15 protein-coding genes are annotated in these 14,909 nt (G+C 71.1%); 6 read left to right on the top strand and 9 right to left on the bottom strand.

Going from position 1 to position 14,909, the window contains the following annotated elements; genetic code table 11:
- Positions 1–49: 49 nt before the first annotated feature.
- Positions 50–607 carry an acyl-CoA thioesterase gene (locus ABZX30_RS25900; protein WP_355937489.1) on the bottom strand — a complete coding sequence of 186 codons (558 nt, stop codon included), beginning with the start codon at positions 605–607 and terminating at the stop codon, positions 50–52.
- Between the two features lie 119 nt (positions 608–726).
- Between ABZX30_RS25900 and ABZX30_RS25895 the strand changes: the two genes are divergently transcribed.
- Positions 727–2,031 carry an LCP family protein gene (locus ABZX30_RS25895; RefSeq protein ID WP_355937487.1) on the top strand — a complete coding sequence of 435 codons (1,305 nt, stop codon included), beginning with the start codon at positions 727–729 and terminating at the stop codon, positions 2,029–2,031.
- 108 nt (positions 2,032–2,139) lie between these two features.
- Here ABZX30_RS25895 and ABZX30_RS25890 read toward each other — a convergent pair whose 3' ends face one another.
- Together ABZX30_RS25890 and ABZX30_RS25885 are read right to left on the bottom strand one after the other, a co-directional pair.
- On the bottom strand, positions 2,140–2,511 hold the full coding sequence (locus ABZX30_RS25890) for a four-helix bundle copper-binding protein (RefSeq protein ID WP_355937485.1): 372 nt from the start codon (positions 2,509–2,511) through the stop codon (positions 2,140–2,142).
- A 215-nt stretch (positions 2,512–2,726) separates the two neighbouring features.
- Positions 2,727–3,884, bottom strand: coding sequence for an acyl-CoA dehydrogenase (locus ABZX30_RS25885; protein ID WP_355937483.1), 1,158 nt, complete (start codon positions 3,882–3,884; stop codon positions 2,727–2,729).
- 183 nt (positions 3,885–4,067) lie between these two features.
- Here ABZX30_RS25885 and ABZX30_RS25880 point away from each other — a divergent pair, with 183 nt between their 5' ends.
- Entirely contained in the window at positions 4,068–5,411 is a 1,344-nt protein-coding gene (locus ABZX30_RS25880; RefSeq protein ID WP_355937481.1) for a UDP-glucose/GDP-mannose dehydrogenase family protein, read from the top strand.
- Between the two features lie 132 nt (positions 5,412–5,543).
- Here the strand turns inward: ABZX30_RS25880 and ABZX30_RS25875 are convergent, their stop codons facing one another.
- A complete protein-coding gene (locus tag ABZX30_RS25875; protein ID WP_355937479.1) occupies positions 5,544–6,050 on the bottom strand; it encodes a CGNR zinc finger domain-containing protein in 507 nt (168 codons plus the stop codon).
- A 122-nt stretch (positions 6,051–6,172) separates the two neighbouring features.
- Here ABZX30_RS25875 and ABZX30_RS25870 point away from each other — a divergent pair, with 122 nt between their 5' ends.
- The gene (locus ABZX30_RS25870) at positions 6,173–6,532 is read left to right on the top strand and encodes a VOC family protein (protein WP_355937477.1); all 360 of its coding nucleotides are present in this window, start codon (positions 6,173–6,175) and stop codon (positions 6,530–6,532) included.
- A 15-nt stretch (positions 6,533–6,547) separates the two neighbouring features.
- Positions 6,548–6,952, top strand: a complete 405-nt coding sequence (locus tag ABZX30_RS25865; RefSeq protein ID WP_355937475.1) for a VOC family protein — start codon at positions 6,548–6,550, stop codon at positions 6,950–6,952.
- Between the two features lie 164 nt (positions 6,953–7,116).
- Here ABZX30_RS25865 and ABZX30_RS25860 read toward each other — a convergent pair whose 3' ends face one another.
- The 3 genes from ABZX30_RS25860 to ABZX30_RS25850 are packed head-to-tail and all read right to left on the bottom strand — an operon-like array spanning position 7,117 to position 9,961.
- Positions 7,117–8,295 carry a dipeptidase gene (locus tag ABZX30_RS25860; protein WP_355937531.1) on the bottom strand — a complete coding sequence of 393 codons (1,179 nt, stop codon included), beginning with the start codon at positions 8,293–8,295 and terminating at the stop codon, positions 7,117–7,119.
- A gap of 5 nt (positions 8,296–8,300) precedes the next feature.
- Complete coding sequence (gene purE / locus ABZX30_RS25855) at positions 8,301–8,825, bottom strand: 5-(carboxyamino)imidazole ribonucleotide mutase (RefSeq protein WP_355937473.1); 525 nt, start codon at positions 8,823–8,825, stop codon at positions 8,301–8,303.
- Positions 8,822–9,961, bottom strand: a complete 1,140-nt coding sequence (locus ABZX30_RS25850; protein WP_355937471.1) for a 5-(carboxyamino)imidazole ribonucleotide synthase — start codon at positions 9,959–9,961, stop codon at positions 8,822–8,824. The genes purE and ABZX30_RS25850 overlap by 4 nt, the downstream gene beginning before the upstream one ends.
- Positions 9,962–10,123: 162 nt before the next feature.
- On the opposite strand from ABZX30_RS25850, the gene ABZX30_RS25845 reads away from it, so the two are divergent.
- Positions 10,124–10,627: a GtrA family protein gene (locus tag ABZX30_RS25845; protein WP_355937469.1), complete on the top strand. Its 504-nt coding sequence runs from the start codon at positions 10,124–10,126 to the stop codon at positions 10,625–10,627.
- 99 nt (positions 10,628–10,726) lie between these two features.
- Here the strand turns inward: ABZX30_RS25845 and ABZX30_RS25840 are convergent, their stop codons facing one another.
- Entirely contained in the window at positions 10,727–11,998 is a 1,272-nt protein-coding gene (locus ABZX30_RS25840; protein WP_355937467.1) for an ATP-binding protein, read from the bottom strand.
- A gap of 117 nt (positions 11,999–12,115) precedes the next feature.
- Positions 12,116–12,793 (bottom strand): response regulator transcription factor, encoded by a 678-nt coding sequence (locus tag ABZX30_RS25835; RefSeq protein WP_018566970.1) that lies wholly within the window; start codon positions 12,791–12,793, stop codon positions 12,116–12,118.
- Between the two features lie 498 nt (positions 12,794–13,291).
- Here ABZX30_RS25835 and ABZX30_RS25830 point away from each other — a divergent pair, with 498 nt between their 5' ends.
- Positions 13,292–14,788, top strand: a complete 1,497-nt coding sequence (locus tag ABZX30_RS25830; RefSeq protein WP_355937465.1) for an oligopeptide:H+ symporter — start codon at positions 13,292–13,294, stop codon at positions 14,786–14,788.
- Positions 14,789–14,909 lie beyond the last annotated feature (121 nt).

Here is a 14,909-nt window from a genome sequence, read left to right as displayed (position 1 = left end):
GTCGGGCGGCGCCGGCTGGTCGAGCGGGGCCCGCGGCCGGTCCGGCTCGTCAGTCCTCGTAGCCCTCCGCCGCGCGCCGCTCGCGGAGTTCGCGGATCTCACGGCGGCGGGCGAGGCGGTGGGTGCGGCGGATCTGGGCCTCCTGGTAGCGGCGCTTGTCGCGCTCGGTCTCCGGGAGGACCGGCGGGACCCGGCGGGGCTTGCCGTCGGCGTCGACCGCGGCGAAGACCAGGTAGGCGGAGCCGACCTGGGTGGCCGGGGCGGACTCGTTCCAGCGCTCGGCCAGGACCCGGACGCCGATCTCCATCGAGGACCGGCCGGTCCAGTTGACCTGGGCCTTCACATGGACCAGGTCGCCCACGCGGACCGGCTCCAGGAAGGCCATCTCGTCCATGGACGCGGTGACCGCGGGGCCCCCGCTGTGCCGGCCGGCCACCGCGCCCGCGGCGTCGTCGACCAGCTTCATGATCACGCCGCCGTGCACCGTGCCCAGCAGGTTCGTGTCGTTGTGGGTCATGATGTGGCTGAGCGTGGTCCGGGACGCGGACGTGGGCTTGCCGGGGATGTCCGGGGTGCCCGACTCCACTGCGGTGGCCTGGTCTGTCATGGCCCCCACCTTATGCCGAGGCGACATTCGCGATATTTGTGTCGGGTTCGCAACAGCGGGGCCCTGATTTTTCGACAGGCCTTGTAAGACACCTGGTCGAGCCCGGCACACTGGGGCCCATGAATGACTGGCCCGAGGGATGGTCCGACGAGAACCGCGGCCCGCGCTATGGACGCGGGAGTGCCGGCGCGCAGCCTGAGGGCGCCCGTGTGATGCGACAGGTCCGGCGTGGTCCGGCGGGCCCGCCCGGCCAGGGCGGCTACGGGGCGCCCGGCCCGGCGGCGCCGCCGTACGGCGCGGCGGTCCCGCAGCAGCCGTCGTACGTCGACGGCCGGGGACACGGCGCCGGCTACGACGAGTACGACAGCGGCTACAACACGGGCCAGGTCTACGGCGGTGGCCCCGGCGGGCCGGCAGGCACGGCCGGCCGGGGCCCGCGGCCCGCGCCGAACTGGCGGCGCCGCATCAAGTGGACCGCGATATCCCTGGCCACCGTGCTGGTCGTCACCTCGGTGGCGACCTACTTCTGGGCCGACTCCAAGCTGCACCGCGACGTCGACCTGTCGAAGGTCATCGACCGGCCGGAGGCGGGCCAGGGCACCAACTACCTGATCGTCGGCTCCGACAGCCGCAAGGGCATGACGGCCGAGGACAAGAAGAAGCTGCACACCGGCTCCGCCGAGGGCCAGCGCACCGACTCGATGATGATCCTGCACGTCGGCGACAACGGCGACACCCTGGTCTCGCTGCCGCGTGACTCGGACGTGGAGATCCCGTCGTACGTGGGCTCCACCTCCGGCAAGAGATACCAGGGCACCGGCCGCCACACGAAGCTGAACGCGGCCTACGCGGAGGACGGCCCGACGCTGCTCGTCCGCACCGTCGAGTACAACACCGGCCTGCACATCGACCACTACGTGGAGATCGGCTTCGCCGGCTTCGCGAAGATCGTCGACGCGGTCGGCGGTGTCGAGATCAACATCGACAAGGGCTTCAAGGACAAGTACTCGGGTGCCGACTTCAAGGCCGGCAAGCAGACCCTGAACGGCGAGCAGGCCCTCGCCTTCGTCCGCACCCGGCACGCCTTCGCGGCGTCCGACCTCCAGCGCACCAAGAACCAGCAGAAGTTCCTGTCGGCACTGGCCCATCAGGTGGCCACCCCGTCGACGGTGCTGAACCCGTTCAAGTTCTACCCGACCATGGGCGCCGGCCTTGACTCCCTCACCGTCGACAAGGACATGGGCCTGTGGGACCTGGCCTCCATGTTCTGGGCCATGAAGGGCGTCAGCGGCGGTGACGGCACATCCATGAACATGCCGATCTCCGGCTCGACGGGCGGCAACCTCGTCTGGGACAAGGCGAAGGTCAAGACGCTGGTGAACGAGCTGAACAACGACGAGAAGGTCACGGTCTCCGGCGACTAGGAACGCGCACGGCCGAGGGCACCCGGCAGGTGCCCTCGGCGGCCGGCTCAGCGGCGGTGCCGGCTCAGGGCCGGCTCAGGGCCGGCTCAGGGCCGGTTCAGGGCCGGTTCACATCGTGACGCCCGCCATCGCCCGGCACATCTGCGCGCAGCGGCGACACGCCTCCGCGCAGCGCATCATCTGCTGGTCGTCCGGCATGGACATACACGCCTCGGCGCACATGTCGCAGGCCTTGGCGCACATCGCGCACATCTCCTGGGACATGGGCGAGCGCCGCATCATCATGTCGGCGCACATGCGGGTCATCTCCGAGCAGTCCATCAGGGCGCGCATGATCTGCATCTGGGCCTGACCGCCCATCTGCATGCAGGAGCTCATGGTCTGCTCGCACATCGTGTGCGCCGTCATGCACGCCTCGACGCAGTCCTGCATCTCCTTGCTCATCGCTCCCATGGCGGGCTGGGTTCCGGGTGCGGTCATGGTTCCTCCTCGGAGGCAGGGGTGCCCGGGTCCGGGCTCCGTGTGCTTCCGTCCTACGCCCGACCCACGGGTACTGCCATTCCTGCCGGGGCTTCCCGCCGGCTCCTCGGCGTCGCGCCCACGGTCCGGTCACGGAAAACGGAAGGCGCCCCTCGGGGCCCTTCCTTCCGCAGCCTCGCAGCCTCGCAGCCTCGCAGCCGGCGACCGCCCGGCCGCTACGGCAGGTTCCTTGCCATCACGATCCGCTGGACTTGGTTCGTGCCCTCATAAATCTGCGTGATCTTCGCGTCGCGCATCATCCGCTCCACCGGGTAGTCACGGGTGTAGCCGTAACCGCCCAGCAGCTGGACCGCGTCCGTGGTGACCTCCATCGCGACGTCGGAGGCGAAGCACTTCGCCGCCGCGCCCTGGAAGGTGAGGTCGCTGTCGCCGCGCTCGGAGGCGGCCGCGGCCTGGTAGGTGAGGGCGCGGGCGGCGGCGATCTTCATGGCCATGTCGGCGAGCATGAACTGGATGCCCTGGAAGTCGGCGATCGGCTTGCCGAACTGCTTGCGCTCCTGGACGTACCCCTTGGCGTAGTCGAGGGCGCCCTGGGCGACGCCGAGGGCCTGGGCGGCGATGGTGATGCGGGTGTGGTCCAGCGTCTTCATCGCCGTGGCGAAGCCGGTGCCCTCCGCGCCGATCATGCGGTCGGCGGGGACGCGGACGTTGTCGAAGTAGACCTCGCGGGTCGGGGAGCCCTTGATGCCGAGCTTCTTCTCCGGGGCGCCGAAGGAGACGCCCTCGTCGGACTTCTCGACGACGAAGGCGGAGATGCCCCTGGAGCGCTTCGAGGGGTCGGTCACGGCCATGACCGTGTAGTACTCCGAGACGCCCGCGTTGGTGATCCAGCGCTTCACGCCGTTGAGGATCCAGTGGTCGCCGTCGCGGACCGCCTTGGTCTTCATGCCGGCCGCGTCGGAGCCCGCCTCCGGCTCGGAGAGGCAGTACGAGAACATCCCGTCCCCCTTGGCCAGGGGCGAGAGGTACTTCTTCTTCAGGTCCTCGGAGCCGGAGAGGATCACAGGGAGGGAGCCCAGCTTGTTCACGGCCGGGATGAGGGAGGAGGACACACAGGCCCGCGCCACCTCCTCGATCACGATCACCGTGGCGAGCGCGTCGGCGCCCGCGCCGCCGTACTCCTCGGGGACGTGCACGGCGTGCAGGTCATTGGCCACGAGGGCGTCGTGCGCCTCCTGCGGGAAGCGGGCCTCCTCGTCCACCGCCGCGGCGTACGGCGCGATCTTCGCCTCGACCAGCGAGCGGACGGCGTCACGGAGCATGTCGTGCTCCTCGGACGGGCGGTACAGGTCGAAGTCAGCCGATCCGGCCACGGTTTCTCACGCTCCAACGCTAATTACCGTTAAGTAACACAAAGTTTAGGGGTCGACCAGCGGCACGCCTACGTGAGCTTGGCGACAGCGGGGAGGCTGCCCATCCCAGCGCCCCCCGAAGCCCCGTGGCGCGCCTTGGCTATGCTCGGGCCCGCACCCGACGCGTACCCCCCTGGAGCACCCATGAGCCTCAAGATCACCGTGATCGGCACCGGTTATCTCGGCGCCACGCACGCCGCGGCCATGGCCGAACTCGGTTTCGAGGTGCTGGGCCTGGACGTCGTACCGGAGAAGATCGCCAAACTGGAGCGCGGCGAGACCCCGATGTACGAGCCGGGGCTCGAGGAGTTGCTGAGGAAGCATGTCGCGGGCTTCGAGGGTTCCTCGGGCCGGCTGCGGTTCACCCAGGACTGGGCCGAGGTCGGCGCGTTCGGCGACGTCCACTTCCTGTGCGTGAACACCCCGCAGCGGCACGGGGAGTACGCGGCCGACATGGCGTACGTGAACGCGGCCGTCGCGTCCCTCGCCCCGCACCTGACCGGCCCGGCGCTCGTCGTCGGCAAGTCCACCGTGCCCGTGGGCTCCGCCGACCGTCTCGCCGCCTACCTGGCCGAGCACGCGCCGGCCGGCGCCGACGCCGAGCTGGCCTGGAACCCGGAGTTCCTGCGGGAGGGCTTCGCCGTCGAGGACACGCTGCACCCGGACCGGATCGTGGTCGGGGTGCGCAGCGAGCGGGCGGAGAAGCTGCTGCGCGAGGTGTACGCCACCCCCGTCGCCGGGGGCACGCCGTTCGTCGTCACCGACTTCCCGACGGCGGAGCTGGTGAAGACCGCCGCGAACTCCTTCCTGGCAACCAAGATCTCCTTCATCAACGCCATGGCGGAGGTGTGCGAGGCCGCGGGCGGTGACGTCGCCAGGCTGGCGGAGGCCATCGGGTACGACGACCGGATCGGGAAGAAGTTCCTGCGGGCCGGCATCGGCTTCGGCGGGGGCTGCCTGCCCAAGGACATCCGGGCCTTCATGGCGCGCGCCGGCGAGCTGGGTGTCGACCAGGCGCTGACCTTCCTGCGCGAGATCGACTCCATCAACATGCGCCGCCGCGGCCAGATGGTCGAGCTGACCCGCGAGGTGCTCGGCGGCGGCTCCTTCCTGGGCCGGCGGGTCGCGGTGCTCGGCGCGACCTTCAAGCCCGACTCGGACGACGTGCGGGACTCCCCCGCGCTGAACGTGGCCGGCCAGATCCACCTCCAGGGCGGCCAGGTCACCGTGTACGACCCGAAGGGCATGGACAACGCCCGCCGGGTCTTCCCGACGCTCGGCTACGCCGACTCGGCGCTGGAGGCGGTCCGGGGCGCGGACGTCGTCCTGCACCTCACCGAGTGGCGGGAGTTCCAGGAGCTGGACCCGGCCGCGCTGGGCGAGGTCGCGACGGGACGGGTGATCCTCGACGGCCGCAACACCCTCGACCCGGAGCTGTGGCGGCGGGCCGGCTGGACCTACCGGGCGATGGGGCGCCCGACCGCCTGACGGAGAGAGCCGCCCGGCCGGGGACAGGTGACGCCGGTTCGGCCGAGGCTCAGTCGGCCGAACCGGCGTCTGCACGCATTCTGCACCACCGGGCCGCCGGCCGGTCACGGAACGTCCTGTGGATCACCGGCTTTACGCCCCCTTGGCCCGGTAACGGCGCATCTTCGCGCGCGCTCCGCACACTTGCATCGAGCACCAGCGGCCGCGTCCGGCCGGGCTGCGGTCGTAGTACGCCCAGTGGCAGGTGTCGGCCTCGCAGGCCTTGAGCCGGGTCCAGGTGCCCGCCACCAGCGCCTCGGCGACGGCCGCCGCGACGCGGGAGAGGAGGGGGGCCGCGTCGGCCGGGGCGAGGGCCGCGGAGCCGTCCCGCTCGTCGACCGCCACCAGCAGCGGGGCCCGGGCCAGCAGTGCGCCGAGGGGGGTCACCGCGCGGTGGGGCGGGTGTCCGGCATGGGCGAGCAGCGCGGCGCGCAGGGACTCGCGCAGTTCCCGGGCCGACGGCAGCTCGTCCTCACCTATCCCGAAGCGCGCCCGTATCTCCCCGCTGTCGAGTTCGTCGGCGCCCGACCCGATGTCCAGGGTGTTCACCAGCGACTCGACCAGCGCGAGGCTCCCCGGGGCGGCCGATCTCTCACTCATGTCTGCACGTTACCTCCCGAATTCGCTTGCGGCGTTACCCCAGATACGCGAGCATGCGGTAACCATTACCGGTTACTCGCTTCTATGGGTAACACGGCACTGCCGTCTTCGAGGAGGAAGTCATGGCTCTCGCCGAACTGGGCGCTGTCGTCCTGGACTGTCCGGACCCCCGCGCGCTGGCCGGTTTCTACGCCCAGGTCCTGGGTGGCGGGATCGAGGGGGAGGGCGACTGGGTGAACCTGAAGGTGCCCGGCGGACAGTCGCTGGCCTTCCAGGCGGCGCCGGGTTTCGTGGCGCCTGAGTGGCCCTCGCCCGAGCATTCGCAGCAGTTCCACCTGGACCTGACCGTCGACGACCTGGACGCGGCCGAGGAGGCCGTGCTGGCGCTCGGCGCGAAGCCGCTGGACACCGATGACCGCTCGCGTACCTTCCGGGTTTACGCGGACCCGGCCGGGCACCCGTTCTGCCTCTGCGCCGGCTGATCACAGGGAGGGCTCATGCCTGCCGTCGTACGTTTCCGCTCCGTCGTGCTCGACTGCCCCGACCCGCACGCCCTCGCCGCCTTCTACGCGGGACTCCTCGGCGGCACACCGCACGCCGAGGAGCCGGACGACGAGTCCGACTGGGTGGTCCTGGAGGTCCCGGGCGGGCCGCGGATCGCCTTCCAGCGGGCGGCCGACCACGTGCCGCCGGAGTGGCCCCGGGCCGACCGGAACTCCCAGCAGTTCCACCTCGACCTGGACGCCGGGTCGACGTGGGAGGAGATCGACGCGGCCCACGACAGGGCACTGGCGCTGGGCGCGCGTCCGCTGGACCTGGAGGACCGGGAGAAGAAGGACTTCCAGGTGTACGCCGACCCGGCCGGGCACCCGTTCTGCCTGTGCCGGATCGAGCACGGCTGACCGGCCGGTCCCCGGGGCCCGTCGCCGGACGGGCCCTACCCGTTGGGCCCCCGTCGGGGCGGCGGCGCCAAAGTCGCGAGTGCCGGACAGGCCGGCGCGCTCCCGCCCGCCGCCCTCGGGGTCCCGCTCAGCCGTCGGGGTCCCGCTCAGCCGTCGAGGCCCACTCAGCCGTCGAGTTCCTCGATGGTCGCGTTCGACGGTCCCCGCGTGGCCTGCTGGGCGCGGGCCACGTCCTCCGCCGCGCCCAGTACCCGTAGCGCGTTCTTCCAGGTCAGCTTGGCCAGGTCGGACTTCGACCAGCCGCGGTCCAAGAGCTCGGCGATGAGGTTCGGGTAGCCGGAGACGTCGTCCAGGCCGTCCGGGGTGAAGGCGGTGCCGTCGTAGTCGCCGCCGATGCCGAGGTGGTCGACGCCGGCGACCTCGCGCATGTGGTCGAGGTGGTCGGCCACCGTGGCCGCCGTGGCGACCGGGCGCGGGTTGCGCTCCTCGAAGGCGCGGTGCACCTTCATCGCCTCGGCGGTGGTGTCGAGGTGGTGGAAGCCGTGGGCGCGCATGTTGTCGTCGGCCGCGGCCGTCCAGTCCACGGCCGCCTGGAGCACGAACTTGGGTACGAACGTCACCATCGCCACGCCGCCGTTCGCGGGCAGCCGCCCGAGGACGTCGTCCGGGATGTTGCGCGGGTGGTCGCACACGGCCCGGGACGAGGAGTGGGAGAAGATCACCGGCGCGGAGGACGTGTCCAGCGCGTCCCGCATCGTCGTCGCCGCCACGTGGGAGAGGTCGACCAGCATGCCGAGCCGGTTCATCTCCCGCACGACCTCGCGGCCGAAGACCGACAGGCCGCCGACGTTCGGCTCGTCCGTCGCCGAGTCCGCCCACGCCACGTTGTCGTTGTGGGTGAGGGTCAGGTACCGGACGCCGAGCGTGTACAGGCCGCGCAGGGTGCCGAGGGAGCCGCCGATCGAGTGGCCGCCCTCCGCGCCCATGAGGGAGGCGATACGGCCGTCCCGGCGGGCCGTCTCCATGTCGGCGGCGGTCAGCGCGGGGGCCAGGTCGGCCGGGTAGCGGGCCAGCAGCTGCCGTACGCAGTCGATCTGCTCCAGGGTCGCCGGGACCGGGTCGGGCAGGTCGGACCGGACGTACACCGACCAGTACTGCGCGCCGACGCCGCCCGCGCGCAGCCGCGGGATGTCGGTGTGCAGGTGGGCGTTCTGGGGCCGGGCGATGTCGCGGGCGCCGAGGTCGTAGCGGACCTGCTCGCGCAGCGCCCAGGGCAGGTCGTTGTGCCCGTCGACGACCGGGAACTCGCTCAGCAGTTCCCGGGCTGCCTCCACGGAGCTCACCGCGGTCACTTCCCGAAGCCGAAGCCGGCGCCGGATCCCTCGACCTTCGAACGCAGGCGCTTGCCCTTCTCGGTGGCCTGGTCGTTCAGCTCCTGCTGGAAGTCGCGCATCCGCGCCAGCAGCTCCTCGTCGTGCGTGGCGAGGATGCGGGCGGCCAGCAGACCGGCGTTGCGCGCCCCGGCGACGGAGACGGTGGCGACCGGGACCCCGGCCGGCATCTGCACGATGGACAGCAGGGAGTCCATGCCGTCGAGGTACTTCAGCGGCACGGGTACGCCGATGACCGGCAGCGGGGTCACCGAGGCCAGCATGCCGGGCAGGTGGGCGGCGCCGCCCGCGCCCGCGATGATCACCTTCAGTCCTCGGTCGGCGGCCCGCTCGCCGTAGGTGATCATCTCGCGGGGCATGCGGTGGGCGGAGACGACGTCGACCTCGTACGCGATCTCGAACTCGTCGAGGGCCTTGGCGGCGGCCTCCATGACGGGCCAGTCGGAGTCCGACCCCATGACGATGCCTGCAACGGGGCTCATTCGGTGATCGTGCCTCTCAGGTAACCGGCAGCGTGACGTGCGCGCTCGAGAACGTCGTCCAGGTCGTCGCCGTAGGTGTTGACGTGCCCCACCTTGCGGCCGGGCTTCACGTCCTTGCCGTACATGTGGATCTTCAGCCGGGGGTCGCGGGCCATGCAGTGCAGGTACGCGGAGTACATGTCCGGGTAGTCCCCGCCGAGGACGTTGACCATGACCGTCCACGGGGCGCGCGGACGCGGGTCGCCGAGGGGGAGGTCCAGCACGGCCCGCACGTGGTTGGCGAACTGGCTGGTGACCGCGCCGTCCTGGGTCCAGTGGCCCGAGTTGTGCGGGCGCATCGCCAGCTCGTTGACGAGGATGCGGCCGTCACGGGTCTGGAACAGCTCGACGGCGAGGTGGCCGACGACGCCGAGTTCCTTGGCGATGGTCAGGGCCATCCGCTCGGCCTCGAGCGCGAGGTCCTCGTCGAGGCCGGGGGCGGGCGCGATCACGGTGTCGCAGACCCCGTTCACCTGCTGCGACTCCACCACCGGGTAGGCGACGGCCTGGCCGTGCGGGGAGCGTACGACGTTGGCCGCCAGCTCGCGGACGTAGTCGACCTTCTCCTCGGCGAGCACCGGGACGCCGGCCCGGAAGGGCTCGGCGGCCTCCTCGGCGGACTCGACCACCCACACGCCCTTGCCGTCGTAGCCTCCGCGGACGGTCTTGAGGACGACCGGGAAACCCTCGCCCTCCGCGGCGAAGGCGACCACGTCGTGCGGGTCGGCCACGATGCGGTGCCGCGGGCACGGGATGCCGATCGCGTCGAGCTTCGCGCGCATCACGCCCTTGTCCTGGGCGTGCACCAGCGCTTCGGGCCCGGGGCGCACGGGGATGCCGTCCGCCTCCAGCGCCCTGAGGTGCTCGGTGGGTACGTGTTCGTGATCGAAGGTGATCACGTCGCAGCCCCGTGCGAACGCGCGCAGCGTCTCCAGGTCGCGATAGTCGCCGACGACGACATCGTTCACGACCTGCGCCGCGGAGTCCTGAGGGGTGTCACTGAGGAGCTTGAACCTGATGCCCAACGGGATGCCCGCTTCGTGCGTCATACGCGCGAGCTGGCCACCGCCGACCATGCCGACTACCGGGAACGTCACGCCCCTAGGGTATCGGCCGCGCCGGGGTGGCCGGATTCCGCGTCTCTTACCCGGCGCTTTCCTGGTTCTTTCCGGCCCCGTACCCCGTCCGCAGGAAACCTCGCAGGGGGCCGGATAGCATGGCGGGGTCGGCGAAACCTACGGACGGGAGCCTCCACGACCATGGAACGTGGTTCCTCGGGGCTGCACCGGCTCGTACGCGAGGTCGCCAAGTTCGGCGCCGTCGGCGGCGCGGGCATCCTTGTCAACCTCGGTGTCTTCAACCTCGTACGGCACGTCACCGACCTCCAGGTCGTCCGGGCGAGCGTGATCGCCACCGTGGTGGCCATCGCCTTCAACTACGTCGGCTTCCGCTACTTCGCCTACCGCGACCGCGACAAGAGCGGCCGCACCCGGGAACTCACACTGTTCCTGCTGTTCAGCGCGGTGGGCCTGGTGATCGAGAACGGCGTTCTGTACCTGGCCACGTACGGTTTCGGCTGGGACAGCCCGCTGCAGAGCAACGTCTTCAAGTTCGTCGGCATCGGGGTCGCGACCCTGTTCCGCTTCTGGTCCTACCGCAGCTGGGTCTTCAAGGCCCTCCCGGCCCGCGAGACCGTGACCGGCGCGGAATCGATCCTCGTGGCGGAGCCGGCGCAGCCCCGCCCCACGCAGCGGGTCCCGTAGCCGGAACCCGGCCCGTCCGGCCGTGCCCGAACGGCGGCCGGCCCGCAGCAGCTCCAGGCCCGCCCACCGACCGTCCGGACCCGCGGGCCCGGCACGCCGCTAACGGACCGTCGGGTTCTCCTCGGCCGGTTTCCTGAGCGGCGGGGTCCGGGACAGGAACAGGCCGAAGACCGGCGGCTGGGCCTGCAGCAGCTCCAGGCGTCCCCCGTCGGCCTCCGCCAGGTCACGGGCCACCGCCAGGCCGATCCCCGTCGAGTTCCGCCCGCTGATGGTCCGCTCGAAGATGCGGGCGCCCAGGTCGGCGGGGACGCCGGGGCCCTCGTCGGTGACCTCCACGACGGCCTGGTTGCCGGTGACGCGGGTGCGCAGGGCGACCGTGCCGCCGCCGTGCATGAGCGAGTTCTCGATCAGTGCCGCCAGCACCTGGGCCACCGCCCCCGGGGTGCCGACCGCCTGGAGGTGCCGCTTGCCCGAGCTGACGATCGCCCGGCCCATGCTGCGGTAGGCGGGGCGCCACTCGGCGAGCTGCTGCTGGATGACCTCGTCGAGGTCGAACGTGACGGCGGAGCCGGTGCGCGGGTCGCGGGAGTTCGTCAGCAGCCGCTGCACCACGTCCGTCAGGCGTTCCACCTGGGTCAGCGCGACGTTCGCCTCTTCCTTCACCGTGTCCGGGTCGTCGGTGAGGGTGATCTCCTCCAGCCGCATCGACAGCGCGGTCAGCGGCGTGCGCAGCTGGTGGGAGGCGTCGGCGGCGAGCCGGCGCTCGGCGGTGAGCATCCGGGCGATGCGCTCGGCGGAGGAGTCCAGCACGTCGGCGACCCGGTCCAGCTCGGGCACCCCGTACCGCTTGTGCCGGGGGCGCGGGTCGCCGGAGCCGAGGCGTTCGGCGGTCTCCGCCAGGTCGGTCAGCGGGGACGCGAGCCGGTTGGCCTGGCGCACCGCGAGCAGTACGGCGGCGACCACCGCGAGCAGCGCCACCAGCCCGATGATCAGCAGCGTCCGGCCGACCTCCCGGGTCACCGCCGAGCGGGGCTCCTGGACGGTGACCGTCTCGCCCTCCTCACCGACCTGGGTCGAGTGAATCACGTCGCCCTGCGGCCTGGCGCCGACCTCGATCGGCGGACGGCCGGGCATGCGGATCACCGCGTACTGGCCCTTGGTGACCTGGTTGTGCAGGAGTGCGGCGGTGACGTCCTGCTCGCCGAGGATCCGGCTGTCCACGATGCTGGCCAGCCGGACCGCCTCGGAGTCCACCCGCTCCTGCGCGCTGTTGCTGATCGTCCGGGTCTCGACGATGACGAGCGACACACCGAAGACGGCGATCACGACCAGGACGACGGCGAGGGTGGACTGAATGAGACGACGACGCACGGGGGCCCTCCGGGCAACGGCTTACGACGACCAGTGTGCCCGGGGCGCCTCGTGACCCCGGGGACGGGCAGCGCCCCGAAAGGGCTCCCGGGCTCGAAGGCGGTCCGGCAACCCCGCTCAGCTCTTCTCGAACCGGAAGCCGACCCCCCGCACCGTGGCGATGTACCGGGGGTTGGCGGCGTCGTCGCCGAGTTTCTTGCGCAGCCACGAGATGTGCATGTCCAGCGTCTTGGTCGACGACCACCACGTCGTGTCCCACACCTCGCGCATCAGCTGGTCCCGGGTGACGACCCGGCCCGCGTCCCGCACGAGCACCCGCAGCAGGTCGAACTCCTTCGCGGTGAGCTGGAGCTCCTCGTCGCCCATCCACGCCCGGTGCGACTCGACGTCGATGCGCACCCCGTGCGTCGCGGGCGGCTGCTGCGGCTCGGCGGCGCCGCGCCGGAGCAGGGCCCGGACCCGGGCGAGCAGTTCGGCGAGCCGGAACGGCTTGGTGACGTAGTCGTCGGCGCCCGCGTCCAGGCCGACGACGGTGTCCACCTCGTCGGCACGCGCGGTCAGGATGAGGATCGGCACGGTGTGCCCCTCGGCACGCAGCCGGCGGGCGACCTCGAGGCCGTCCATGCCGGGCAGGCCCAGGTCCAGCACGACCAGGTCGACGCCGCCCTGCATTCCGGCGTCGAGCGCGGTGGGTCCGTCCTCGCGCACCTCGACCTCGTAACCTTCCCGGCGCAGTGCGCGGGCCAGCGGCTCCGAGATGGACGCGTCGTCCTCGGCGAGCAGTACACGGGTCATGAGCTGATGGTAGTCCGGTTGCGCGCATGGCTGGGGTGTGATCGGAGCCAGGGATTCTTACCTTCGGGCACAGTGGTACGAACCTATAGCCGAAAGGTGCGACGCGGGAAGACACCTTCGAAACCGGTGCCCTGGTTCCGCTGACACCTGTGATCCGTGTCTCAAGTCCTTCCATATCCGGCAGTGTCGTGACGTACAGTGATCTGGAACGCCTGTAGCACACAGGGGACCTTTGGCGGGCACTCGCGCTGAAGGTCTCTTTTGTGTGCGGGCCGGCCCCTCCGCCGGCCCTGGAAGGAATGACCTCTGGCCGGGCTCCGGACGCGTCACCGCGTCGGGGGTGTGGATCCCGGTGGTCGCCGTCCGCCGCTCCGCGATCCGGTGCGGACTCCCCTCGGGCGTGGGGGGGGGTGGACGACCGATCCCGCCGGTGCCGGCCGACTCCCCCACCGGGCGCGCACGCTCCAGCCGACGCGTCCCGACCAACAAGGAACGACCATGGCGTCCAGCCTGACGAAGGACTCGGTCCGCCCGGGCACCCCCGGTTCCGAGAAGACCTTCTTCGGCCACCCCCGCGGCCTGGCCACCCTCTTCATGACCGAGATGTGGGAGCGGTTCTCCTACTACGGCATGAAGGCCCTGCTCCCGCTGTACCTGGTGGCACCGGGCGGCCTGCACATGAGCGCGGCCACCGCGACCGCGATCTACTCGGTGTACCTGTCCCTGGTGTACCTGCTCGCCCTGCCGGGCGGCTGGTTCGCCGACCGTGTCCTCGGTCCCCGCAAGACGGTCGCCGTGGCCGGCGCGGTCATCATGCTGGGCCACCTCACGCTGGCCCTGCCGAACGCGGGCACCTTCTTCGCCGGTCTGGGCCTGGTCGCCATCGGCTCCGGTCTGCTGAAGGCCAACATCTCCACGATGGTCGGGCACCTGTACGACGGCCCGGACGACCCTCGCCGCGACGGTGGCTTCACGCTCTTCTACATCGGCATCAACCTGGGCGCCTTCGCCGCGCCGCTGGTCATCGGCACCGTCGGTGAGAACTACAACTGGCACCTGGGCTTCGCGCTGGCCGCGCTCGGCATGGCCCTCGGCCTGGCCCAGTTCCTGCTGGGCACCCGCCACCTGAGCTCGCGCTCGGACATCGTGCCGACCCCGCTGCCGGCCGAGGAGAAGAAGGCCACCCTGACCAAGTCCGCCCTGTGGGCGGGTGTCGCGGTCGTCTTCTACGCGATCGTCGGCTTCTCCGGCGTGTACACGCTGAACTGGCTGCTGGTCCCGATCACGATCGCCGGTCTGGTCATCCCGGTGCTGGTCATCGCCCGGATCAAGCGGGACAAGGACCTCGACCGCCCCGAGCAGGCGAAGATGACCGCGTACATCTGGTTCTTCGTCGCCGCCGCCGTGTTCTGGATGATCTACGACCAGGGCGGCTCGACGGTGTCCCTGTTCGCCGAGGCCTCGGCGAAGAACACCGTCTTCGGCTGGGAGTTCCCGGTCTCCTGGTACCAGTCGGTCAACCCGGTCATGATCATGGCCTTCGCGCCGGTGTTCGCCTGGGCCTGGCTGGCGCTCGCCCGCCGCGGCAAGGAGCCGAGCACCGCGGTGAAGTTCGCGATGGGCCTGGTCCTGATCGGCGCGTCCTTCTTCCTGTTCCTCGCCCCGCTGGGGATCGCCGACGGCGGTCACAAGGCGGCCGCGATGTGGCTGGTCGGCGTCTACTTCGTGCAGACCGTCGGCGAGCTGCTGCTCTCCCCGGTCGGCCTGTCGGTCACCACGAAGATGGCGCCCGCGAAGTACGCCTCCCAGATGATGGGCGTCTGGTTCCTGGCCGTCACCGCCGGTGACGCCACGACCGGTCTGCTCTCCCTCGCCGGCGTCGACCTCAACAAGACCGGCGTCGTGGCCCTGGAGGCCGCCCTCGCCGTGCTCGCCGGCGCGGCGGTGTGGATGTACCGCAGGAAGGTCAGGGAACTCATGGGCGACGTCCACTGACGACGCGCGGCACAGGCACTTCGGCGGGAGGGCCTCCAGGGCGAGGGCGAGGGGGTTGCGTGTGGCACCCGACGCGAAGCGGGTCTCGCCCAGGCCGGTGATGGCCGCACGGCCGGAGAGG

It is taken from the genome of Streptomyces sp. NPDC004542 (genome assembly GCF_040610035.1).
Classification (GTDB): Bacteria; Actinomycetota; Actinomycetes; order Streptomycetales; family Streptomycetaceae; genus Streptomyces.
This window is presented reverse-complemented; position numbering and strand designations above follow the sequence as displayed.

Coding starts and splice junctions, on each gene's coding strand:
- ABZX30_RS25900 (WP_355937489.1), bottom strand. CDS start 607: ATGACAGACCAGGCCACCGCAGTGGAGTCGGGCACCCCGGACATCCCC.
- ABZX30_RS25895 (WP_355937487.1), top strand. CDS start 727: ATGAATGACTGGCCCGAGGGATGGTCCGACGAGAACCGCGGCCCGCGC.
- ABZX30_RS25890 (WP_355937485.1), bottom strand. CDS start 2,511: ATGACCGCACCCGGAACCCAGCCCGCCATGGGAGCGATGAGCAAGGAG.
- ABZX30_RS25880 (WP_355937481.1), top strand. CDS start 4,068: ATGAGCCTCAAGATCACCGTGATCGGCACCGGTTATCTCGGCGCCACG.
- ABZX30_RS25875 (WP_355937479.1), bottom strand. CDS start 6,050: ATGAGTGAGAGATCGGCCGCCCCGGGGAGCCTCGCGCTGGTCGAGTCG.
- ABZX30_RS25870 (WP_355937477.1), top strand. CDS start 6,173: ATGGCTCTCGCCGAACTGGGCGCTGTCGTCCTGGACTGTCCGGACCCC.
- ABZX30_RS25865 (WP_355937475.1), top strand. CDS start 6,548: ATGCCTGCCGTCGTACGTTTCCGCTCCGTCGTGCTCGACTGCCCCGAC.
- purE (WP_355937473.1), bottom strand. CDS start 8,825: ATGAGCCCCGTTGCAGGCATCGTCATGGGGTCGGACTCCGACTGGCCC.
- ABZX30_RS25845 (WP_355937469.1), top strand. CDS start 10,124: ATGGAACGTGGTTCCTCGGGGCTGCACCGGCTCGTACGCGAGGTCGCC.
- ABZX30_RS25835 (WP_018566970.1), bottom strand. CDS start 12,793: ATGACCCGTGTACTGCTCGCCGAGGACGACGCGTCCATCTCGGAGCCG.
- ABZX30_RS25830 (WP_355937465.1), top strand. CDS start 13,292: ATGGCGTCCAGCCTGACGAAGGACTCGGTCCGCCCGGGCACCCCCGGT.